A 17,806-nucleotide genomic window follows, 5' to 3' on the forward strand; every position below is an offset into this window, starting at 1 on the left:
ATGGCGCTCGCCCTGACGCTGGTGCGCGGAGCGGTGTCCGGACTGGGCAAGCGCCCCTCCCCCGCCGCCGGCCTCCCGCCGACCCGCCGCACCGAGCACGCCGTCCGCGTCGACCCGCGGCGGGTCGCGCGGTACGCCCGGCTGACCGGATTCACCCCCGGCGCCTCCCCGGGCGACTCCCCCGGCGGCGCTGCGGGCGCCGGACCGGGCGCCGAACGGGACGCCGCCGAGCTGCCGCTGACGTATCCGCATGTGCTCGGCTTCCCGGCGGCCGCGCGGATCATGGCGGCGCGGGCGTTCCCGCTGCCGCTGCTAGGGCTGGTGCACACCTCCGTCGAGGTGGTCGCGCACCGCCCGCTGACGGTGGCCGACCGGCCGGACCTGACCGTGTACGCGGCCGGGCTGCGCCCGCACCGGCGCGGCACCGAGGTCGTGATGGTCACCGAGGCGCGGCTGCGCGGCGCGCTGGTGTGGGAGGACCGCAGCACCTACCTGGCCAGGCACCGGGTGGAGCCGCGCCACGACCAGGGGGCGGGCGGCAGCGCGGCCGCGCCCGCCGCAGAACGGCCGCCGCTCGCGCCGCTGCCCGAGATCGAGCGCTGGACGCTGCCCGCGGACCTCGGCCGCCGGAACGCGCGGGTGACCGGCGACTGGAACCCCATCCACCTGCACCCCTGGACGGCCCGCCCGCTGGGCTTCCCCCGCGCGATCGTCCACGGCATGTGGACGGCCGCGCGCTGCGCCGCGGCGGCGCCGGGCTCGCGCCGGCTGCGGGTGGAGTTCCGCCGGCCGGTCACGCTGCCCGCGACCGTGGTCTACGCGGCCGCGGGCGACGCCTTCGAGGTGCGGTCGGCGACCGGCCTGCATCTGACCGGCACCCGCTGAACGGCCGGCCCCCGCGCGGTCCGCCCGGCCTCCCTGCCAGGCCCGGCGGGCCCGGCGGGCTCAGCGCGAGGGCGTCCAGGGGCGGCCGTCCATCAGGTTGGCCAGCCCCGACCAGGCGAAGTTCATGAGGGTCGCCGCGTTCTCGCGGCCCGAGGAGGCGGCCGTGCCCCCGAGGGCGCGGCCGGCCAGCGACTCGGCCGCGCCCACCAGTGCGTGGGCGAGCGCGGCGACCTCCCGCTCGGCCAGGTCCCCGTCGTCGCAGTCGGCGTCCCGCGCGGCCGCCGCGATCAGCCCGCGGACGAACTCGACGATCTCCGCGCGCATCGCGGCCACCTCGTCGGCGAACGGCTCGCCGACGGTCCTGGCCTGGCTGTAGAGGACGGTCCAGCCGTCGGGGTGCGCCGCGGTGTGCTCGAAGAAGCCCAGCAGCCCGCTCCACAGCTGCCGGTCCGCCGGGCCGTCCAGCTCGACCGCCGCGCGCACCGCGGCCTTCAGCGCCGCGGCCTCGCGCCGGATGCACGCGGTGAACAGGTCGTCCTTGGAGTGCAGATAGAGGTAGACCAGCGGTTTGCTGACACCGGCCGCCTCGGCGATCTCGTCCATGGAGGCGGCCCGGTACCCGCGTCTGGCGAACGTCGCGACCGCCGCGTCGAGCATCTGCTGCTCCCGTACCGCGCGCGGCACCCGCTTCCCCTGGGCTCCCACCGGCCCCACCTCTCCCCTCGGCCACCCCCGGGCAAGCCTATGAGACCGGAGCCGTGCCCGACGGCGGCGCCGACCGGCGCCGGAGGCGTCAGCCGCGCAAGGAGGCGTCAGGCCGCGGCGGGACGGGTCAGGCGGTGTGGGGCTCGCCGGCGGAGCGGGCTGCGTCGTCCGCCTCGTCCTCCTCGCCGGCCGCGGCGGCGAAGTTCGCCCGGGTGCGCTCGACCCGCTGGGAGACCTGGAGCGCGGCCCTCTCCCGTACGCCGCGCAGCAGCACCCAGCTCAGCGGGGCGGAGACGACGAGTGCGAGCAGCCCGACCCACAGGTAGTTCGAGTCACCGAGCCCGGCCGGCAGGATCCGCAGCCGGACGAGTCCCCAGATGACCCCGAAGCTGGCGACGATGAGGCCGAAGCGCAGTGCGGTGTAACGGAGCATGCGTCCAGTGAAGCACGGCGTCCGGGGCCGGCCGCGCGCAGGGCCCCGCGGGCCCCCGGCGCCCTACAGGGTAAGCAGCATGACGATGTCGTCGCGGTCGTCGCCGGGCGCGACCCGGATCGCCGCCGGGACGCGGCCGACCTCCTTGTAACCGCAGGTGGCGTAGAACATGTCCACGCCGGTGCCGCCGCGGCAGGTCAGCCGGATCGCCTCGATGCCGTGGAAGCCGCGCGCGGCCTGCTCGACGGCGGCCATCAGCGAGCGGCCGTAGCCCCTGCCCTGGCGGCCGGGGTGGATCATGACGGTGTAGAGCCACAGCCAGTGCGCCATGAGGCGGTGGCTGTTGTACGTCAGGAAGGCGGTCGCGACGATCCGGCCGTCCTCGTCGCGGCCGACCAGCAGCCGGCGCTGCCCGGCCTCGACGGCGGCGAGCGAGCGGTCGAGGTCGGGCCGGACGTCGTCGGCGGTGACCGGCGGCACGAAGCCGACGGCGCCGCCCGCGTTGGAGACGTCCGTCCACAGCGCGAGGACGCCGTCCCGCAGTTCGTCGTCGAGCACCGGATCGAGCTGGCACGTAAGTGTCATAGATCCAAGGTAGCCATTACCGACATCGTTACCGACCCGTAAGGGCTGTCGCCCCGGTCACACCCGCATGGCCTGCGGCTCGTCGCGGCGCGCGCCGTCCGGGCCCGGGTACTCCTTGATGATCTCGTAGCGGGTGTTGCGCTCGACCGGGCGGAACCCCGCGTCCCTGATCAGGTCGAGGATGTCGTCCCTGGTCAGCTTGTTGGGCGTGCCGTAGTCGTCCGCGTCGTGGGTGATCTTGTACTCGACCACCGAGCCGTCCATGTCGTCCGCGCCGTGGTTGAGCGCCAGTTGGGCGGTGGACAGGCCGTGCATGACCCAGAACACCTTCACGTGCGGCACGTTGTCGAACAGCAGCCGCGAGACGGCGAAGGTCTTCAGCGCCTCCGCGCCGGTCGCCATGGTGGTGCGCGCCTGGAGGGTGTTGCGGACCTTGCCGTCCTTCATGTCCACGAAGTCGTGCTGGTAGCGCAGCGGGATGAAGACCTGGAACCCACCGGTCTCGTCCTGCAGTTCGCGCAGCCGCAGCACGTGGTCGACCCGGTGCCGGGGCTCCTCGATGTGGCCGTAGAGCATGGTGGCCGGGGTCTTCAGGCCCTTGGCGTGCGCCAGGCGGTGGATGCGGGACCAGTCCTCCCAGTGGGTGCGGTGGTCCACGATGTGCTGCCTGACCTCCCAGTCGAAGATCTCGGCGCCGCCGCCGGTCAGCGACTCCAGGCCGGCGTCGATCAGCTCGTCGAGGATGTCGGAGGCGGAGAGGCCGGAGATCGTCTCGAAGTGGTGGATCTCGGTGGCGGTGAACGCCTTGAGCGACACCTGCGGCAGCGCTTCCTTCAGCGCCTTGAGCGAGCGCGGGTAGTAGCGCCACGGCAGCGTCGGGTGCAGGCCGTTGACGATGTGCAGCTCGGTGAGGTTGTCGCCCTCCATCGCCTTGGCCAGCCGCACGGCCTCCTCGATGCGCATGGTGTAGGCGTCCTTCTCCCCCGGCTTGCGCTGGAAGGAGCAGTACGCGCACGACGCCGTGCACACGTTGGTCATGTTCAGGTGGCGGTTGACGTTGAAGTGCACCACGTCGCCGTTCTTCCGCGTGCGCACGTGGTGGGCCAGACCGCCCAGCCAGGCCAGGTCGTCGGACTCGTAGAGGGCGACGCCGTCCTCGCGGGTCAGCCGCTCCCCGGCGTAGACCTTCTCCTCCAGCTCACGCTTGAGCCCCGCGTCCATGCCGCGCCTCCTTCTGCCGAATCAACCGGATCGACCCTACTCCCCCGTATCCCCCGGCCCTCGGCCGCGGGCACTCGCGTCAGGCTTCCTCGGGCAGCGGCCCGACGCGGTTCTCCCACTTGGTGGAGAGCACGATCGTGGTACGGGTGCGCGCCACGCCCTTGGTGCCGGACAGCCGCCGGATGGTGTGCTCCAGGCCGTCCACGTCGCCGACCCTGACCTTGAGCATGTACGAGTCGTCGCCGGCGATGAACCAGCAGTCCTCGATCTCGTCCAGGTCGCGCAGCCGCCGCGCCACCTCCTCGTGGTCGGCGGCGTCGGACAGCTGCAGGCCGACCAGCGCGGTCACGCCCAGGCCCATCGCGGCGGGGGCGACGGTGGCCCGGTAGCCGGTGATCACGCCGGCCTGTTCGAGCCGGTTGATGCGGTCGGTGACGCTCGGGCCGGAGAGACCCACGAGCCGGCCCAGCTCCGCGTACGACGCGCGGCCGTTCTCGCGCAACGCCTGGATGAGCTGTCTGTCCACCGCGTCCATCAGAATGGACCCTCCCGTTCGTGCCGTGACTGCGCTGTCCGGACACGAATCTAAGGCATGAACAGGTCCGTGCCCTGCGCATCCATTCTTCGCGGGAGGAATTGCGGTCCGCCGGAGGCCGCGGGGCCGCGGCGGGGAGAGGCGGCGGGGGCGGTCAGCCGTCCGCGGCGCGGGCCGCGCCCAGCTCGCCGCCCCACCGGCGGTACAGCTTGTGCGGCACCCCCGCGGCGTCCAGCGCCCGGCCGGCCACGAAGTCCACCAGGTCCTGGATGTGCGCGGCCCCCGCGTAGAAGGCCGGCGAGGCGGGCAGCACCACCGCTCCCGCGTCGTCCAGCGCGACCAGGTGGCGCAGCGTCGGCCCGTCAAGCGGCGTCTCGCGCACCGCCACCACCAGCGGCCTGCGCTCCTTGAGCGTCACGGCGGCGGCCCGCTGCAGCAGGTCCTTGGAGAGCCCGAGCGCCACCCCGGCCACGCTCGCGGTGCTGGCCGGCACGATCAGCATGCCCTTGGCCGGGTACGAGCCGGAGGACGGCCCGGCCGCCAGGTCGCCCGCGGGCCAGTACCGCACCCCCGACAGGTCGGGGCCGGGCGCGAACCGGTCGGGCGAGCCGTCCGCGCCGCGGGCCAGCCAGCCGGCGAGGTCCTCGCGCCAGTGCCCGTCGCGGAAGGCGGTGCCGGTCTCGTCCAGCAGGGTGAGCCGGGCGGCTCGGCTGACCACCAGGTCCACCGCCTCGCCGGCCGCCAGCAGCGCGCGCAGCACCGCGGCGGCGTAGGGCGTGCCCGACGCCCCCGACACCCCCACCACCCACGGCTCCCGCCTGCGCTCCTCCACCACCTCACCCTAACTCCGGGCGACCGGCCGGTCCTGGCGGGCCCGCCCGGCGGAGGAAAACGGGAACCGCCGGACGCCTCGCGAGCGTTGTGCACAATAGGGGCATCGGACCGAGGGGGGATCTGATGGCGTACGGATCGACCGCACACCGCACGGCCACGAAGGACGTGCTGCTCACACCGCTGCGCGCCGGCGGCCGCGTGACCACAGCCGCCGCGCTGATGCTCGGCTGGGTGGCGCTGCTGTGGGCGCTGGAGGCGATCGACACGATCGCCGGACACCGGATGGACTCCTTCGGCATCGAGCCGCGCAAGCCGTCCGAACTGCTGGACATCGTGCCGTCCGCGTTCACGCACTTCGGCTTCGCCCATGTCGCCGCCAACAGCCTGCCGCTGCTGGTGCTCGGCTTCATCGCGGCGCTGCGCGGTATCGGCCGGTTCCTGGCCGTGGCGCTCACCGTCATCGTGATCGGCGGCCTCGGGGTGTGGCTGGTCTCCCCCGCGCACACCAACACCGCGGGCGCCTCCGGCCTGATCTTCGGCCTCTTCGCCTACCTGCTGGTGCGCGGCTTCGTCGACCACCGCCCGCTCGACATCGTGGTGGGCCTGTGCGTCGGCGTGTTCTACGGCTCCATCCTCTGGGGCGCGCTGCCCACCGCGCAGGGCGTCTCCTGGCAGGGTCATCTCTTCGGCCTGGTCGGCGGGGTGGCCGCGGCGTTCCTCTTCAGGGAGCGCACGGCCGCCGTCACCGCCGGGCCCTGACAGTCGCTCCACGGTCGCCCCACGGCCGCCCACACCGCCGTCAGGGGCCGATGTCACGGACCGCGTCGCCCCGCCCCGCCTGCCGGTTCCCGGCAGTGAAGAGGCCCGCGAAACTCCGTGAATACCCGAGTGAGAGCACAGCCTCCCCACAGCTACGCTCTACCCGTCCGTCCGCTCGTCATATATTCCAATTGGCCAAGGAGTTCGACATCAACAGCATGCGCAAGACCCTCGCCGCCGCCGGAGTGGTGGCCCTCATAACCGCCGGGTCCGCCGCGTGCGGGACGGACAAGACCACCCCGCAGGGCAAGGTGAGCAACGCCTTCCAGAACCTCGGGAAGCAGAACACCGTGTCCCTGGGCCTGGGCTTCGACGGCTCGGCGGACCAGATCTACGCGGCCCTCAAGGGTGAGGACGACTTCACCCAGGCCGACGCGAAGATGCTCTCGTCGCTCAACCTCTCGCTCGGCGTCACCTCGAAGAAGTCCTTCAGCGTCCTCGGCAAGACCCAGTCCACGCAGGGCGGCGCCGTCAGCTTCGCGCTGACCAGCGAGGAGTCCGGCGGGAAGGCGCTGGCCGAGATCCGCGTCGTCGGCCAGAAGCTGTACCTGCGCGCCGACGTCAAGGGCCTGGAGAAGCTGGACACCAGCAGCTCCGCCGCCTCCGACGAGGCCCAGTTCAACCAGTTCCTCGCCCAGGCCGACCAGCTGCCGTCCTCGCTGGACTCGGTGAAGTCCGCGCTCAAGGGCGAGTGGATCAGCATCGACCCCAAGGCGTTCACCGAGTTCGCCAAGAGCATCGCGGGCGGCGCGGGCGCGGGCAGCGACGGCGACAGCGCGTCGCCGCTCGACGGCATCCCCGGCGCGCCGAAGCTCGACCCCGCGACGGTGAAGAAGCTCGTCGCCGCGCTCAAGGCGTCGCTGTCCACCAACGTCACCTACAAGGACCTCGGCAGCCGCGACGGCGCCGACCACATCCTGGTGTCCGCCCCGGCCCGGCAGCTCGCCAAGGCGCTCGGCGACAACCTCACCCCGGTCCTGAAGGACATCCCCGGCTTCGACGCCAAGGACCTCCAGGACACCAGCAGCGTGCCGAACAAGACGCTGTCGGTGGACGTGGCCGTCAAGAACGGCGACGTCTCGGCGATCACCTTCGACATCGCGCAGCTCGACGACCAGGCGCAGGGCAAGCTCCCGCTGACCGTGACCCTGGACGGCAGCGCCAAGCCGGTGACCGCCCCGGCGGGCGCCAAGGTGGTCAACCCGCAGGACATCATGAGCCTGGTGATGTCCAGCATGGGCCAGGACTCGTCGGACGGGTCGGGCACCTCGGACTCGTCCTTCGACGACTCCTCCTTCTGAGCCCCGCGCCGATCGGTCGGTGACCGCGCGGTCCCGGCGCTACCAGCCGAGGCCGCGCGCCACCAGGTCGCACAGCGCGAACAGGAACAGCGTGATCCCGATGACGCCGTTCACCGTGAAGAACGCCCGGTTCAGCCGGGACAGGTCGTGCGGCTTGACGATCGAGTGCTCGTAGAGGAAGGCCCCGGCCACCACGGCCAGGCCCGCCCACCAGAAGCCGCCGGCGTGGGTCGCGACGCCGTACCAGACCAGCAGGCCGGTGGTGACGGCGTGGCAGACCCGCGCGCCGTAGAGGGCCGCGGGGATGCCGAAGCGGGCCGGCACCGACCGGACGCCGTGCGCGCGGTCGGCCGCCACGTCCTGGCAGGCGAAGATCAGGTCGAAGCCGCCGATCCAGACGCCGACCGCCAGCCCGAGGATCACCGCGTCCCACGACCAGGAGCCGGTGACGGCCAGCCAGGCGCCGATCGGGCCCATCGCCTGCGCGACCCCGAGGATGGCGTGCGGGTAGTGGGTGAACCGCTTGCCGTACGGATAGACCACCATCGGCACGACCGCGATCGGCGCGAGCGCCAGGCAGAGCGGGTTCAGCAGCGCCGCCGCGCCGAGGAAGACCACCACCGCGACCAGCGCGCCGGCCCACGCCGAGCGCACCGACAGCGCCCCGGTGACCAGTTCACGCCGGGCGGTCCGCGGATTGCGCGCGTCGATCTCCCGGTCGATGATCCGGTTGCAGGCCATCGCGAAGGTGCGCAGGCCCACCATCGCGACGGTGACCAGCAGCAGCGTGCCCCAGCGCACGTCGCCCTTCTCGCGGAACATCGCGGTCAGCGCGGCGATGTAGGCGAAGGGCAGCGCGAACACCGAGTGCTCGATCATCACCAGCCGCAGGAACGCGCGGACTTTGCCGTGGGGCCGGGGCTCGGACTCGAAGAGGTCCGGGGTCGTCGCGCTCACAGGCCGTATTCCTTCCACCGCTTGGTCACCCGTTCGGCGGTCTCCGGGTCGGAGAGCACCATCTCGGGCCAGCCGCCGTCGCGGGTGTAGCCCTCCTCGGGCAGCTTACGTGTCGCGTCGATGCCCGCCTTGCCGCCCCAGAACTGCTGGTACGAGGAGTGGTCGAGGTGGTCCACCGGGCCCTCGACGACGGTCAGGTCGCGGGCGTAGTCGGTGTTGCCGAGCGCCCGCCAGGCGACCTCGTGCAGGTCGTGCACGTCGCAGTCGGCGTCGACCACCACGATCAGCTTGGTGAGCGACATCATGTGGGCCCCCCAGATCGCGTGCATCGTCTTCTGGGCGTGCTTGGGGTACTTCTTGTCGATCGAGACGATCGCGCAGTTGTGGAAGCCGCCCGCCTCCGGCAGGTGGTAGTCCACGATGTCCGGCACGATGATCTTCAGCAGCGGCAGGAAGAACCGCTCGGTGGCCCGGCCGAGCGGGCCGTCCTCGGTCGGCGGCCGGCCGACCACGATGGACTGGAAGAGCGGCCGCCTGCGCATCGTCACGCAGTCGACGGTCAGCGCGGGGAACGGCTCCTGCGGGGTGTAGAAGCCGGTGTGGTCGCCGAACGGCCCCTCCGGCAGCGTCTTCCCCGGCTCCAGCCAGCCCTCCAGCACCACCTCGGCCTGCGCGGGCACCTGGAGCGGCACCGTCTTGCAGTCGACCAGCTCCACGCGCTTGCCCTGCACGTAGCCGGCGAACAGGTACTCGTCGATGTCCGCGGGCAGCGGCGCGGTGGAGGCGTAGGTCACGGCGGGCGGGCAGCCGAAGGCGATGGCGACCGGCAGCCGCTCGCCGGCGCGCAGCGCGGCCTGGTAGTGGCTGCGGCTGTCCTTGTGGATCTGCCAGTGCATGCCGATGGTGCGGCGGTCGTGCCGTTGCAGCCGGTACAGGCCCAGGTTGCGCACCCCCGTCGCGGGGTCCTTGGTGTGGGTCAGGCCCAGGTTGAAGAAGGAGCCGCCGTCCTGCGGCCAGGTGAAGAGCGCCGGCAGCCGGTCCAGGTCGACGTCGTCGCCGGTGACCACCACCTCCTGCACCGGCGCGTCGCCGGACTTCACCTTCTTCGGCGGCACGTGCACCATCCCGGCGAGCTTGCCGAACGCCTCGCGGACCCCGACGAAGCCGTGCGGCAGCTCCGGCCTGAGCAGCCCGGCGATCCGCTCGCCGATGTCGGAGTAGCTCCGCAGGCCGAGCGCCTTCAGCATCCTGCGGTCGGTGCCGTAGACGTTCATCGCCAGCGGGGCGTCGGAGCCCCGGACGTTCTCGAAGAGCAGGGCGGGGCCGCCGGCCTTGTTCACCCGGTCGGTGATCTCGCCGACCTCCAGGTACGGGTCCACCTCGGCGGTGATGCGCCGCAGGTCGCCGTCCTTCTCCAGGGCCCGCAGGAAGGATCGGAGATCGTCGTAAGCCATGCGCCCAGTCTTCCATCCCGCGCAGGGCCTACGCTGGGGGGTCGTCGTGGGGGCGGCAGGAGCCCCCGCCGTGCTTCCTAGGGGGAGTTGCCGTCCATGCTGCGGTATGCGCCGTATCTGGTGATCCTCGCGCTGTGGATCTACGCCCTCGTCGACTGCATAGGCACGCCAGAGCGGCAGGTGAGGTTCCTGCCGAAGCTGGCCTGGCTGATGATCATCGTCTTCTTCGGCTGGATCCTGATCGGCCCGCTGGCCTGGCTGGTCGCCGGCCGCTTCCGGTACGCGACGCCGCCCGGGGGCGCCACCGCGGCGCAGTGGCGCGGCGAGCACCGGGAGGACGCCCGGCCCGAGGACCGGCATCCGGCGGCGCGGCGGGGCCGGCACCCCGCGCAGGGGCGGGAGCTGCCGCGGGAGGAGTGGATCGCCCCGGACGACAACCCCGAGTTCCTGCGCTCGCTCGGCGAGGCGAACCGCAGGAACCGGGGCGACGACGCCGAGTGAGTCAGACCCCGGCGTAGGAGTGCTTGCCGGTGACGAAGATGTTCACGCCGTAGTAGTTGAAGAGGAAGCAGGCGAAGGCCACCAGCGCCAGGTAGGCGGCCTTGCGGCCCTTCCAGCCGGCGGTCGCCCGTGCGTGCAGGTAGCCGGCGTAGGCGACCCAGGTGATGAACGACCAGGTCTCCTTCGGGTCCCACTCCCAGTAGTGGCCCCACGCCGCCTGCGCCCAGATCGCGCCGGCGATGATGGTGAACGTCCACAGCGGGAAGACCAGCGCGTTCATCCGGTAGGCGAACTTGTCCAGGGTCGCCGCGGCCGGCAGCCGCCGCATGACGTCGCCCCAGCGGCCGCCCTGCGCGCGGCCCGCGGTCAGCGCCACCTCGTAGTGGTCGCGGAACAGGTAGAGCATCGTGCCCACCGCGGCCAGGTAGAACACCGCGCCGGAGATGATCGCGCAGGACACGTGGATCCACAGCCAGTACGAGTGCAGCGCGGGCACCAGCTGGTCGCTGGAGGTGTAGAGCACCGACAGCGCCAGGCCCAGGTCGAGCAGCACCGTGGTGGTCAGGAACAGGCCGATCCAGCGGACGTCCTTCTTGAGCAGCAGCAGCACCAGGTACGCGCCGACCGCCACCATGCCGAAGGTGGTGGAGAACTCGTACATGTTGCCCCAGGGGGCACGGCGCACCGAGGCGGCGCGGAAGACGACGCCGCCGAGGTGCAGCATCCAGGCCAGCACGGTGAAGGACACCGCGATCCGGCCGTAGAGGTCGCCCTTCTCGGTGCCGCCCGCGGCGCCGGGGCCGTCGGCGATGCCGCGGTCGCTCGCCGAGGCCCGGGTGACCACCGTGGGGCGGACCGCCACGGGGCGCTCCAGCGTGGTGGTGCCGGCCGCGCCGCGCCGCACGACCGTCACGGCGGCCGCGGTGCTCCCGGCCTGCGCGCCGTCCGCCCGCCCGGCGTCCGCGGCGAGCGCGGCGGACTGCACCGCGATCCGGCTGCGACCGCCGAAGACCCACTCCGCGAGGTGCGCGAGGAAGGCCAGCGCGTACACGAACATCGCCGAGCGGATCAGGTAGTTGCTGTAGTTCGCGAAGTTCTCGTTGACCGCGGCCGCGATGATCACGCGCGCGCTCCTTCGTCGTCAGGCAGGGGGGTGGGGTCTGCGGGGGACTCGTCCGAGGGGGCGGACTCGTCCGGGGCCGGGGGCCCGGGGGCGGCCGGCGGTTCGGCGTCGTCGTCGGGCCGGGGCGGCGCCGCCTCGGCGAGCTGCTGCGCCACGTCGCCGAGTTCGTCGGCGATCCGGGTCGACTCGCTGCGGCCGAGGCCGCCCATCTCCACCACGGTGGCGCCGTCCTCGCCGCGCACCGCGCGGACCCAGATCCGGCGGCGCTGGATGAACAGCGAGCCCATCAGGCCGAGGATCGCGGCGGCGCCGCTGACCAGCGCGCCGGTGTTGCCCGACTGGTGGGAGACGGTGAAGCTGGCCCAGGTGCTGACGCCGTCGAAGGTCAGCGAGCCGGCGCCGTCGGGGAGGGTGAACTTCGACCCGACGCCGAGCGCGACGCCGTTGACGCCGGTCTTGGTGTCGAGCTTGAACTGCTTCATGTGCGTGGTGTCGAGCTGGTACACGTTCTGCGCGATGCCGGCGTCCATGCCCAGGTCGCCGTGGAAGGCGTTCAGCCACAGGATCGGCTGCTCGAGCGTCGGGAAGAGCGACATCGGCCCGACCGAGGTGTCGCCGGTCGGCGTGAAGTAGCCGTTGAAGGCGAGCTGGACGGGTTTGCCGTGCTGGTCCACCGCGTCGGGGACCTTGACCACGCCGCTTGACGTCAGGTTGGTGTCCTGCGGCAGGAACGGCACCGGGCCCTGGAAGGCCACGTTGCCCTTCGCGTCGCGCACGGTCACCCTCGGCGCGTAGCCGTGCGAGATCAGGTAGACCTTCTCGCCGCCGATGCTCAGCGGGTGGTTGACCGAGATCGAGCCCTTGACCGGGGTGCCGTTCGCGCCGTTCCAGTAGTGGATGTTCGCCTGGAACTTCAGCGCGGTGCCTCGGTCGGGGCCGGAGGCCGAGTACTTCTGCTCGAAGCTGTCCAGGTGGAAGCCGAACGGCTGCAGGTCGTCGGCGCCGTAGAGGGTGGCGCCGTTGAAGTCGTCGTACTCGGTCAGGTTGTTGACGAAGCCGTCGCCCTGCACCACCAGCCGGCCGCCCTGCGCGCCGTACAGCGAGGTGACCGCGAAGGAGATCAGCAGGCCGAACAGCGCGACGTGGAAGAGCAGGTTGCCGGCCTCGCGCAGGTAGCCCTTCTCGCCGGCCACCGAGGCGCCGGTGGCGCTGACCCGGAAGCGGCGGCCGCGCAGCACGCTGCGGGCCGCTTCGGTGACCTGCTCGGGATCGGCGTCGGTGCGCCAGGTGCTGTACGCGGGCAGCCGGGTGAAGTGCCGCGGCGCGGCCGGCGGCCTGGCGCGCAGCTGCCCGACGAACTGCCAGCTGCGCGGGATGATGCAGCCCGCCAGCGACACGAACAGCAGGATGTAGATCGCCGAGAACCACGGCGAGCTGTACACGTGGAACATCCCGAGCCGCTCGTACAGCGGGGTGACGTCGGGGTGCGTCCGCTTGAAGGCGTCGACCTTGAGCTGGTCGGAGTGCTGCGGGATCAGCGACCCGGGGATCGCGGCGAGCGACAGCAGGAACAGCAGGATCAGCGCCACCCGCATCGAGGTGAGCTGGCGCCACATCCAGCGCGCCCACCCGAGCGCGCCCAGGCCCGGGGCCTGCGACAGCGTGTCGGCGGGAGCGGTGCTCAGCTGCGCGCCGGCCGCGCCCAGCCCTTCCTGCCGGTCGGCGTCGCCCTGCTGCGCGGTCTCGCCGCTGCGCGGGGCCCCGCCGTCGTCGTGCGTGATGCTCATGGGTTCAGACCCCTGGGGTGAAGCTGCTCGACCAGATCTGCATCTGGTAGGTGATGTGGTCCCACACGCCGGTGACGAGGAGCACCCCGACGGCGACGAGCATGCCGCCGCCGATCCTCATCACCCAGGCGTAGTGGCGCTTGACCCACGCGAACGCACCGAGCGTACGGCGGAAGGCGACGGCCGCCACGATGAACGGCACGCCGAGACCGAGGCAGTAGAAGACCATCAGCAGCGCGCCGCGGCCCGCGCTGGCGTCGCTGAGCGCGAGCGACTGCACCGCGCCGAGGGTCGGCCCGACGCACGGCGCCCAGCCGAGGCCGAAGAGCACGCCGAGCAGCGGCGCCCCGGCCAGGCCCATGGTGGGCCGGTAGTGGAAGCGGAACTCGCGCTGGGTGACGCCGCCGACTATCCCCATGAACGCCAGGCCGAGCACGATGGTGATCGCGCCGAAGATCCGCATCAGGGTCTGCCGGTGCTCCTGCAGCGTCCAGCCGAAGTTGCCGAACAGCGCGCCGGAGGAGACGAACACGGCGCTGAAGCCGAGCACGAAGAGCGAGGCGCCGGCCACCATCCGGCCGCGCCGGGCCTCGGCGAGGTCGGTGCCGGTGACGCCGGTCACGTAGGAGAGGTAGCCGGGCACCAGCGGCAGCACGCACGGCGAGAAGAACGAGACCAGGCCGGCGAACATCGCGATCGGGATCGCCGCCAGCAGCGCCCCGCTGATCACGGTCTGGCTGGGGTCGGCCGCGAGGACGGTCAGCGTGCCGGCGGCCATCTCACTTCTCCGCGGCGACGGGATCGACGATCTGGTGCAGCTCGTCCTCGCTGAGCGCCTTTAGGGCGCGCACCGCGATCCGCCCCTGCCGGTCGATGACCAGCGTGGCGGGCAGCGACTGCGGGTTCAGGCTGCCCTTGGGGAACTGCAGGATCAGCTTGCCGTACGGGTCGTACAGGCTCGGGTAGGTGATGCCGAAGCGCTTGTCGAAGCGGACCGCGTTGGACTTCGACAGGTCGCGGGTGTTGATGCCGAGGAACTGCACGCCCTTGGCCTGGTCGGCGGCGGCGACGGCGGCCAGGTTGGGGGCCTCGGCGCGGCAGGGCGCGCACCACGAACCCCAGATGTTGACCACCACGACCTTGCCCTTGTAGGCGGCCAGGCTGTCGGTGCCGCCGCTGACCGTGGTGCCCGACAGGGCGGGCGCGGGGTCGCGGTCGGCGGGCTTGACGGTGGTGATCTCGCCGTTGCCGCCGACGAAGTTGGAGCCGCCGGTCCCGGAGCCGGAGGTGCCGGACGAGCACGCGGCCGCGGTGAGCGCCAGCGCCGCGGCCCCGGCGAGCGTCGCGGCGCCGCGCAGCGGGCGGCGGCGGAGGGCGGCACGGAGAGGACTCATGTGAAAAGTTTCGCATGGCCCTTGTGGCACTTCGTCCCGCCCCCGACCGCGACCCCAAAAGCGGCAATTGCCCCAAGTAAGGATCGGGCCGCGGCCGGCTCAGGCGGCCACCAGGAACTCCTGCCAGCTGCCGGTCGGCTGCTGGCCGACCTCCAGCGTGCGGAGCCGGTCGAGCAGCGCCGGGTCCTGTGCGTCCAGCCAGTCGGTGAACTGCCGGAAGGAGACCATCCTGACGTCCTTGTGGCCCTGCGAGGCGATGTGCTTGAGCGCCTCCTCGACGGCGTCCATGTAGATGCCGCCGTTCCACTGCTCGAAGTGGTTGCCGATGAAGAAGGGCGCGCGGTTGGTCTCGTACGCCCGCTCGAAGCCGGCGATGTAGGAGGCGGTGGCCTGGCTCCGCCAGCCCGGGTAGTTGCGCGGGTCGGACTTGGTGGCGGCGTGGGACTGGTTGGCCAGGATGTTGTAGTCCATCGAGAGCACTTCGAACCGGTGGCCGGGGAAGGGGATGGCCTGCAGCGGGAAGTTCCAGACGCCCTGGATCTTGTCGGGCCAGACCTGGTTGCCGCCGGGGTTGCTGGTGTCGTAGCGCCAGCCGAGCGCGGCCGCGGTGGGCAGCAGGTTGTTCTGCCCGAGCAGGCAGGGGGTGCGGCTGCCGGTCAGCTCCTTGGCGTAGTCGAACGGCAGCGGGTCCTCGTCGTGCCAGCCGGTGTTGGTCTTCCACTGCGTGACGAAGGACACCGCCTGGTCGATCTCGCTCTTCCAGTCGTCCGGCGTCCAGCGGCCGACGCTGCCGCGTCCGGCGCAGAAGTGGCCGTTGAAGTGGGTGGCGATCTCGTGGCCGGCGTCCCAGGCCTGGCGGAGGTTGTCCAGCGTCATCCTGATGTGGTCGTCGGCGAGGTAGCCGATGTCCGAGGCGCCCAGCGGGCTGTTCGGCGGCGCGTACATCATCTTCTTGCTCTCCGGCAGCAGGTAGATGCCGGAGAGGTTGAAGGTCATGAGGGCGCCGTTGTCCGCGGCGAGCTTGAGGAAGCGGGGGAACAGGCCGTTGCCGACCTCGCCGGCGCCGTCCCAGGAGAAGATCACGAACTGGGGCGGGGTCTGACCGGGTTCGAGCCGGTCGACGACGGGCTGGTTGGGCTGCGGGCCGGTGTCGGCGGTGGAGCCGTCGCCGATCAGGCGAATCGATTTTGCGGGAGCGGCCTGCTGCCCGCTCGCGCCCGAGTGCTGCCCGGTCCCCTGCACGGACGGGGCCGCCCCCGCCTTGCCCTGCGGCTGCGCGCCGCACCCTGCGATCGCCGCTCCTGCCGCGGCTCCTGCGGTCGTCGTCAGCAATGCCCTGCGGGTCATGGCACTCATACCGTCCCCGATCCTCGCGGTTCCCCCGCCGAGGGGCGGCGAGCCACCACCTGAGCGGAGGATTAGTCATTCAATACGACGTTCACACGTTCCTCCTGGTGGCGACAAACAGGACGCGATCCGGCTACCGCCCCCCGGATGGCCGATAAGTATCACTGGGTTGCGCCTTTTCCGCCGCCCTCTCGCCTCCGGACCCTCGGGTCCGGGGCGCAGCCCCAGGGCGCGGCGCCTGCGCGGCGCGGCGGGACGGGGCCTGGGGGCGCAGCCCCAGGGCGCGGCGCCTGCGCGGCGCGACGGGGCCAGCCCCGAACCCGGGCGCAGCCCCGGCAGGGCGCGGGGCGGGCCCCGGCGCGCCGGGCGCAGCCCGAACACGGCCGCCCACACGGCGTCCATGCTGGCGGCTGCTGAACCGCTGGGCGCGGCGCCCCCGCGCCAACACGGGGTCACCGGGCGCAGCCCCGAGCCGGGCCCAGCCCCAGCACAGCGCCTGCACGGCGCGCCCTCACGAGTCCGGGGCGGCCCCGGACCGTGGGCAACCCCGGCACGGCGCGGCACCCGGCGCCAACACGGGGTCCCGGGCGAGCCCCAAAGCCCGGCGCAGCGTCCGCCGGGCAGGCCCCGAAGCCGGGCGCAGCCCCCAGCGCGACGCCCCGCGCCATCACGGGGTCGCGGGGCCGGGGCCCCAGAGCCGGGCGCAGCCCGAACACGGCCGCCCACACGGCGTCCATGCTGGCGGCTGCTGAACCGCTGGGCGCGGCGCCCCCGCGCCAACACGGGGTCACGGGCGAGCCCCAAAGCCCGGCGCAACGTCCGCCGGGCAGGCCCCGAACCCGGGCGCAGCCCCCCAGCGCAGCGCCCCGCGCCAACGCGGGGTCACGGGGCGCAGCCCCAGGGCGCGGCGCCTGCCGGGGGGTCCCGGCGCGCTGGGCGCCGCGCATGCGCGGCGCGACGCGCGCCCTCACGAGTCCGGGGCGGACCCCCGCGTCAACGCAGGGTCACGGGGCCGGGGCCCCGAAGCCGGGCGCAGCCCGAACACGGCCGCCCACACGGCGTCCGTGCTGGCGGCCCCCGAAACGCTGGGCTCGCCCGCACAGCGCGGCGCCCCGCGCCATCGCGGGGTCACGGGGCGCAGCCCCAGGGCGAGGCGGCCGGCGCCGGGAGAGGGTCACGGGGCCGGGCGCCGCGCCGGGAGCAACCTCAGCGGAGCGCTTACGCTCCGAAAGCCTTCGCCCCGCCCTTCTGGGCCTTCGCTCCCGCCCGCAGGTGGGCCGGTACCAGGTCGAGGGCCGGCTCGCTGTAGCCGACCGAGACGATCTCGTCGCCGCGGTAGGTGAAGCTCGTCAGGCTGGCCAGCGTGCACTGCCGCTTGCGCGGGTCGTGCCACAGCCGGCGCCGCTCGGCGAAGGAGCGCACCACCCAGATCGGCAACTGGTGGCTGACGCACACCGCCTCGTGCCCGCGTGCGGCGTCCCGGGCCGCGCCGAGCGCCGCCGTCATCCGCACCACCTGCTCGACGTACGGCTCGCCCCAGCTCGGCTTGAAGGGGTTGGTCAGGTACTTCCAGTTCGCCGGCTTGCGCAGGGCGCCGTCGCCGACGCCGAAGGTCTTGCCCTCGAAGCGGTTCAGCGCCTCGATCAGCCGCGGGTCGGTCGCCAGCTCCAGGCCGTGCGAGGCCGCGATCGGCGTCGCGGTCTCCTGGGCGCGCTCCAGCGGCGACGCGACCACGTACCGGATGTCGCGGTCGGCCAGGTGCGCGGCGACCCGGTCGGCCATCTCGCGGCCCAGCTCGGACAGGTGGAAGCCGGGCGCCCGCCCGTACAGCACCCCGCCGGGGTTGTGCACCTCGCCGTGCCGCATCAGGTGGACCACGGTCAGCTCGTCGCCGCCGCCTCCCTGCGTCGTACCGGTCATCCTCG

General features: G+C 72.7%; 18 protein-coding genes. 4 read left to right on the plus strand and 14 right to left on the minus strand.

Features of this window, described 5'->3' with window-relative positions; all coding sequences use genetic code 11:
* Positions 1-885, plus strand: a complete 885-nt coding sequence (locus V2S66_RS08240) for a MaoC/PaaZ C-terminal domain-containing protein (protein ID WP_330793869.1) — start codon at positions 1-3, stop codon at positions 883-885.
* Positions 886-945: 60 nt separating this feature from the next.
* Here the strand turns inward: V2S66_RS08240 and V2S66_RS08245 are convergent, their stop codons facing one another.
* The 6 genes from V2S66_RS08245 to V2S66_RS08270 all read right to left on the minus strand — a co-directional run bounded on the left by V2S66_RS08245 (position 946) and on the right by V2S66_RS08270 (position 5,196).
* Positions 946-1,590: a TetR/AcrR family transcriptional regulator gene (locus V2S66_RS08245; RefSeq protein ID WP_330793870.1), complete on the minus strand. Its 645-nt coding sequence runs from the start codon at positions 1,588-1,590 to the stop codon at positions 946-948.
* A 127-nt stretch (positions 1,591-1,717) separates the two neighbouring features.
* Positions 1,718-2,023 (minus strand): DUF4229 domain-containing protein, encoded by a 306-nt coding sequence (locus V2S66_RS08250; RefSeq protein WP_330793871.1) that lies wholly within the window; start codon positions 2,021-2,023, stop codon positions 1,718-1,720.
* 63 nt (positions 2,024-2,086) lie between these two features.
* A complete protein-coding gene (locus V2S66_RS08255; RefSeq protein WP_330793872.1) occupies positions 2,087-2,608 on the minus strand; it encodes a GNAT family N-acetyltransferase in 522 nt (173 codons plus the stop codon).
* Positions 2,609-2,665: 57 nt separating this feature from the next.
* The gene (gene mqnE, locus V2S66_RS08260; protein WP_330793874.1) at positions 2,666-3,829 is read right to left on the minus strand and encodes an aminofutalosine synthase MqnE; all 1,164 of its coding nucleotides are present in this window, start codon (positions 3,827-3,829) and stop codon (positions 2,666-2,668) included.
* A 79-nt stretch (positions 3,830-3,908) separates the two neighbouring features.
* The gene (locus V2S66_RS08265) at positions 3,909-4,364 is read right to left on the minus strand and encodes an Lrp/AsnC family transcriptional regulator (RefSeq protein WP_330793875.1); all 456 of its coding nucleotides are present in this window, start codon (positions 4,362-4,364) and stop codon (positions 3,909-3,911) included.
* Positions 4,365-4,518: 154 nt separating this feature from the next.
* Positions 4,519-5,196 (minus strand): UbiX family flavin prenyltransferase, encoded by a 678-nt coding sequence (locus V2S66_RS08270; RefSeq protein WP_330793876.1) that lies wholly within the window; start codon positions 5,194-5,196, stop codon positions 4,519-4,521.
* A 221-nt stretch (positions 5,197-5,417) separates the two neighbouring features.
* Here V2S66_RS08270 and V2S66_RS08275 point away from each other — a divergent pair, with 221 nt between their 5' ends.
* Positions 5,418-5,957: a rhomboid family intramembrane serine protease gene (locus V2S66_RS08275; protein WP_330793920.1), complete on the plus strand. Its 540-nt coding sequence runs from the start codon at positions 5,418-5,420 to the stop codon at positions 5,955-5,957.
* A 191-nt stretch (positions 5,958-6,148) separates the two neighbouring features.
* Complete coding sequence (locus tag V2S66_RS08280; protein ID WP_330793877.1) at positions 6,149-7,318, plus strand: hypothetical protein; 1,170 nt, start codon at positions 6,149-6,151, stop codon at positions 7,316-7,318.
* A 39-nt stretch (positions 7,319-7,357) separates the two neighbouring features.
* On the opposite strand, the gene mqnP is transcribed toward V2S66_RS08280, so the two are convergent.
* A complete protein-coding gene (gene mqnP / locus V2S66_RS08285; protein ID WP_330793878.1) occupies positions 7,358-8,275 on the minus strand; it encodes a menaquinone biosynthesis prenyltransferase MqnP in 918 nt (305 codons plus the stop codon).
* Positions 8,272-9,729 (minus strand): menaquinone biosynthesis decarboxylase, encoded by a 1,458-nt coding sequence (locus V2S66_RS08290; protein ID WP_330793879.1) that lies wholly within the window; start codon positions 9,727-9,729, stop codon positions 8,272-8,274. The genes mqnP and V2S66_RS08290 overlap by 4 nt, the downstream gene beginning before the upstream one ends.
* A 96-nt stretch (positions 9,730-9,825) precedes the next feature.
* Between V2S66_RS08290 and V2S66_RS08295 the strand changes: the two genes are divergently transcribed.
* Positions 9,826-10,230 carry a PLD nuclease N-terminal domain-containing protein gene (locus V2S66_RS08295; RefSeq protein ID WP_330793880.1) on the plus strand — a complete coding sequence of 135 codons (405 nt, stop codon included), beginning with the start codon at positions 9,826-9,828 and terminating at the stop codon, positions 10,228-10,230.
* 1 nt (position 10,231) lies between these two features.
* Here V2S66_RS08295 and ccsB read toward each other — a convergent pair whose 3' ends face one another.
* The 6 genes from ccsB to V2S66_RS08325 all read right to left on the minus strand — a co-directional run bounded on the left by ccsB (position 10,232) and on the right by V2S66_RS08325 (position 17,801).
* Positions 10,232-11,353: a c-type cytochrome biogenesis protein CcsB gene (gene ccsB, locus V2S66_RS08300; protein WP_330793881.1), complete on the minus strand. Its 1,122-nt coding sequence runs from the start codon at positions 11,351-11,353 to the stop codon at positions 10,232-10,234.
* Positions 11,350-13,140 (minus strand): cytochrome c biogenesis protein ResB, encoded by a 1,791-nt coding sequence (gene resB / locus V2S66_RS08305; RefSeq protein WP_330793882.1) that lies wholly within the window; start codon positions 13,138-13,140, stop codon positions 11,350-11,352. The genes ccsB and resB overlap by 4 nt, the downstream gene beginning before the upstream one ends.
* Before the next feature lie 4 nt (positions 13,141-13,144).
* Positions 13,145-13,918 (minus strand): cytochrome c biogenesis CcdA family protein, encoded by a 774-nt coding sequence (locus tag V2S66_RS08310; protein ID WP_330793884.1) that lies wholly within the window; start codon positions 13,916-13,918, stop codon positions 13,145-13,147.
* A gap of 1 nt (position 13,919) precedes the next feature.
* Positions 13,920-14,534: a TlpA family protein disulfide reductase gene (locus tag V2S66_RS08315; protein WP_330793886.1), complete on the minus strand. Its 615-nt coding sequence runs from the start codon at positions 14,532-14,534 to the stop codon at positions 13,920-13,922.
* A 99-nt stretch (positions 14,535-14,633) separates the two neighbouring features.
* Positions 14,634-15,890 carry a polysaccharide deacetylase family protein gene (locus V2S66_RS08320; RefSeq protein WP_330793887.1) on the minus strand — a complete coding sequence of 419 codons (1,257 nt, stop codon included), beginning with the start codon at positions 15,888-15,890 and terminating at the stop codon, positions 14,634-14,636.
* Between the two features lie 1,209 nt (positions 15,891-17,099).
* The gene (locus tag V2S66_RS08325) at positions 17,100-17,801 is read right to left on the minus strand and encodes a histidine phosphatase family protein (RefSeq protein ID WP_330793889.1); all 702 of its coding nucleotides are present in this window, start codon (positions 17,799-17,801) and stop codon (positions 17,100-17,102) included.
* Between the last annotated feature and the right edge of the window lie 5 nt (positions 17,802-17,806).

It is taken from the genome of Actinacidiphila polyblastidii, assembly GCF_036353415.1.
In the GTDB taxonomy this organism is placed as follows: Bacteria; Actinomycetota; Actinomycetes; order Streptomycetales; family Streptomycetaceae; genus Actinacidiphila; species Actinacidiphila polyblastidii.

Excerpts from the sequence above, each read along its gene's own strand:
- V2S66_RS08290 (WP_330793879.1), bottom strand. The coding sequence starts at position 9,729 with ATGGCTTACGACGATCTCCGATCCTTCCTGCGGGCCCTGGAGAAGGAC.
- V2S66_RS08255 (WP_330793872.1), bottom strand. The coding sequence starts at position 2,608 with ATGACACTTACGTGCCAGCTCGATCCGGTGCTCGACGACGAACTGCGG.
- V2S66_RS08265 (WP_330793875.1), bottom strand. The coding sequence starts at position 4,364 with ATGGACGCGGTGGACAGACAGCTCATCCAGGCGTTGCGCGAGAACGGC.
- V2S66_RS08240 (WP_330793869.1), top strand. The coding sequence starts at position 1 with ATGGCGCTCGCCCTGACGCTGGTGCGCGGAGCGGTGTCCGGACTGGGC.
- resB (WP_330793882.1), bottom strand. The coding sequence starts at position 13,140 with ATGAGCATCACGCACGACGACGGCGGGGCCCCGCGCAGCGGCGAGACC.
- V2S66_RS08315 (WP_330793886.1), bottom strand. The coding sequence starts at position 14,534 with ATGAGTCCTCTCCGTGCCGCCCTCCGCCGCCGCCCGCTGCGCGGCGCC.
- V2S66_RS08275 (WP_330793920.1), top strand. The coding sequence starts at position 5,418 with ATGCTCGGCTGGGTGGCGCTGCTGTGGGCGCTGGAGGCGATCGACACG.
- V2S66_RS08325 (WP_330793889.1), bottom strand. The coding sequence starts at position 17,801 with ATGACCGGTACGACGCAGGGAGGCGGCGGCGACGAGCTGACCGTGGTC.
- V2S66_RS08250 (WP_330793871.1), bottom strand. The coding sequence starts at position 2,023 with ATGCTCCGTTACACCGCACTGCGCTTCGGCCTCATCGTCGCCAGCTTC.
- V2S66_RS08295 (WP_330793880.1), top strand. The coding sequence starts at position 9,826 with ATGCTGCGGTATGCGCCGTATCTGGTGATCCTCGCGCTGTGGATCTAC.
- V2S66_RS08310 (WP_330793884.1), bottom strand. The coding sequence starts at position 13,918 with ATGGCCGCCGGCACGCTGACCGTCCTCGCGGCCGACCCCAGCCAGACC.
- mqnE (WP_330793874.1), bottom strand. The coding sequence starts at position 3,829 with ATGGACGCGGGGCTCAAGCGTGAGCTGGAGGAGAAGGTCTACGCCGGG.
- V2S66_RS08320 (WP_330793887.1), bottom strand. The coding sequence starts at position 15,890 with ATGAGTGCCATGACCCGCAGGGCATTGCTGACGACGACCGCAGGAGCC.